Annotated in this window: 1 tRNA gene and 2 rRNA genes; all 3 read left to right on the forward strand. The window is 54.9% G+C overall.

Annotation, left to right across the window (positions count from 1 at the left end):
• Positions 1 to 20: 20 nt before the first annotated feature.
• Positions 21 to 2,874: ribosomal RNA gene (locus A1351_RS08255) — 23S ribosomal RNA — on the forward strand.
• 84 nt (positions 2,875 to 2,958) lie between these two features.
• Positions 2,959 to 3,073: ribosomal RNA gene (gene rrf / locus A1351_RS08260) — 5S ribosomal RNA — on the forward strand.
• Between the two features lie 140 nt (positions 3,074 to 3,213).
• Positions 3,214 to 3,290: transfer RNA gene (locus A1351_RS08265), tRNA-Met, on the forward strand.
• Positions 3,291 to 3,295: the final 5 nt, after the last annotated feature.

Below are 3,295 nucleotides of genomic sequence, written 5' to 3' on the forward strand. Positions count from 1 at the left end.
TGGGCATCGATAATGAGAGCGATCAAGTGCCTTAAGGGTATTCGGTGGATGCCTTGGCGCTGAGAGGCGATGAAGGACGTGGTACGCTGCGATAAGCCGTGGGGAGCTGCGAACAAGCTTTGATCCGCGGATTTCCGAATGGGGAAACCCACCTTCGATCTCTGTTATTCCGAGGAAATCTTGGGCCTGCACAAAGGCTCTGAGGTTTTCGTGCGGTTTTGGAATGTCTGAAGACGCATGTCCTCGGACTAACAGAGATCATGAGAAGGTATTTGTATCTGAATACATAGGATACAAAAGCAAACCCGGGGAACTGAAACATCTAAGTACCCGGAGGAAAGGACATCAACGAGACTCCGTTAGTAGTGGCGAGCGAACGCGGACCAGGCCAGTTCTTGTGTGTTTCTAATCAGAACCGATTGGAAAGTCGGGCCGTAGTGGGTGATAGCCCCGTATGGATTTCGAAGCACATGAGACATGAGTAGGGCGGGACACGTGCAATCCTGTCTGAAGATGGGGAGACCACTCTCCAAGCCTAAGTACTCCTCAGCGACCGATAGTGAACCAGTACCGTGAGGGAAAGGTGAAAAGCACCCCGACGAGGGGAGTGAAACAGTTCCTGAAACCGGATACCTACAAACAGTAGGAGCCCAAGGTTCGTCCTGGGTGACTGCGTACCTTTTGTATAATGGGTCAGCGACTTAAAGTAACGAGCAAGCTTAAGCCGATAGGCGTAGGCGCAGCGAAAGCGAGTCTGAACAGGGCGTTCAGTTCGTTGCTTTAGACCCGAAACCGAGTGATCTAGCCATGAGCAGGTTGAAGGTGCAGTAACATGCACTGGAGGACCGAACCGGTGTCTGTTGAAATAGACTCGGATGACTTGTGGTTAGGGGTGAAAGGCCAAACAAACTCGGAAATAGCTGGTTCTCCGCGAAAGCTATTTAGGTAGCGCCTCGCACGAATACTCCAGGGGGTAGAGCACTGGATGGGCTAGGGGGTCCCACAGACTTACCAAACCTAACCAAACTCCGAATACCTGGAAGTAGTATGCGGGAGACACACAGTGGGTGCTAACGTCCATTGTGGAGAGGGAAACAACCCAGACCAACAGCTAAGGCCCCCAATTCGTGGCTAAGTGGGAAAGGATGTAGAAATCCCAAAACAACCAGGAGGTTGGCTTAGAAGCAGCCATCCTTTAAAGAAAGCGTAACAGCTCACTGGTCTAAATAAGGGTTTCCGCGCCGAAGATGTACCGGGGCTCAAGCCACGAGCCGAAGCTTTGGGCTCACCGCAAGGTGAGCGGTAGCGGAGCGTTCCGTAAGCCCGTGAAGGGACAGCCGTGAGGCATCCTGGAGGTATCGGAAGTGCGAATGCTGACATGAGTAACGAGAAACACTGTGAAAGACAGTGTCGCCGAAAGTCCAAGGGTTCCTGCGTAAAGTTAATCTTCGCAGGGTTAGCCGGCCCCTAAGGCGAGGCCGAAAGGCGTAGTCGATGGGAACCACGTTAATAATCGTGGGCCAGCAGGTGGTGACGCGTGGGGTAAATCGTTCGGACTTACTGGATTGTCCGGGCGGTGAACCCGCGCCAGGAAATAGCCCCTGCATCAGACCGTACCCGAAACCGACACAGGTGGACAGGTAGAGTATACCAAGGCGCTTGAGAGAATGACGCTGAAGGAACTCGGCAATTTACCTCCGTAACTTCGGAATAAGGAGGCCTTCCGTTCGCGCAAGCGGGCGGGAGGGGCACAGACCAGGGGGTGGCAACTGTTTACCAAAAACACAGGGCTCTGCGAAATCGCAAGATGACGTATAGGGTCTGACGCCTGCCCGGTGCCGGAAGGTTAAGAGGAGGAGTGCAAGCTCTGAATTGAAGCCCCGGTAAACGGCGGCCGTAAATATAACGGTCCTAAGGTAGCGAAATTCCTTGTCGGGTAAGTTCCGACCTGCACGAATGGCGTAATGACTTCCCCGCTGTCTCCAGCGTCAGCTCAGTGAAATTGAATTCCCCGTGAAGATGCGGGGTTCCTGCGGTCAGACGGAAAGACCCCGTGCACCTTTACTGTAACTTTGCACTGGCATTCGTGTCGGCATGTGTAGGATAGGTGGTAGGCGTTGAAGCATGGGCGCCAGCTCGTGTGGAGCCACCCTTGAAATACCACCCTTATCGTCATGGATGTCTAACCGCGCTCCGTCATCCGGGGCCGGGACAGTGCATGGTAGGCAGTTTGACTGGGGCGGTCGCCTCCCAAAGAGTAACGGAGGCGCGCGATGGTGGGCTCAGAGCGGTCGGAAATCGCTCGTCGAGTGCAATGGCATAAGCCTGCCTGACTGCGAGACAGACAAGTCGAGCAGAGACGAAAGTCGGTCATAGTGATCCGGTGGTCCCTCGTGGAAGGGCCATCGCTCAACGGATAAAAGGTACGCCGGGGATAACAGGCTGATAACCCCCAAGAGTCCATATCGACGGGGTTGTTTGGCACCTCGATGTCGGCTCATCACATCCTGGGGCTGGAGAAGGTCCCAAGGGTTCGGCTGTTCGCCGATTAAAGTGGTACGTGAGCTGGGTTCAGAACGTCGTGAGACAGTTCGGTCCCTATCTGCCGTGGGTGTCGGAGAATTGAGAGGATTTGTCCCTAGTACGAGAGGACCGGGATGAACATACCTCTGGTGGACCTGTTGTGGCGCCAGCCGCAGTGCAGGGTAGCTATGTATGGACGGGATAACCGCTGAATGCATCTAAGCGGGAAACCCACCTCAAAACGAGTTCTCCCTCGAGAGCCGTGGAAGACGACCACGTCGATAGGCCGGGTGTGGAAGCGCGGCGACGCGCGGAGCTTACCGGTACTAATAGCTCGATCGGCTTGATCGTTCTCATTAATCCATGCCCATCTCCCCAAAGATGGCGCGATCGAAAGACCAATCACAGTTTGCTTCAAAACTTGCCCTTTGCCGGCCTGGTGGCCTCGGCGGAGCGATCAGACCCGATCCCATCCCGAACTCGGCCGTCAAACGCTTCAGCGCCAATGGTACTATGTCTCAAGACCTGGGAGAGTAGGTCGTCGCCAGGCCTGCAAAGGGCAAAAAGTTTCCTTATCTACGATGTGCGAACGGGGAGTAGCGAAGAGCGAGTAGACGGTTTCTATTCGCCTTTCGCTACTCCCCTTTCTCGTCTTCGAGCCCTCTCCCACAAGAGGGCCGCCGTCCTTGGCGCGGGGTGGAGCAGCCCGGTAGCTCGTCAGGCTCATAACCTGAAGGTCACAGGTTCAAATCCTGTCCCCGCAACCAAGAAC

The sequence above is a fragment of the Methylosinus sp. R-45379 genome (assembly GCF_001644125.1).
Lineage (GTDB): Bacteria > Pseudomonadota > Alphaproteobacteria > Rhizobiales > Beijerinckiaceae > Methylosinus.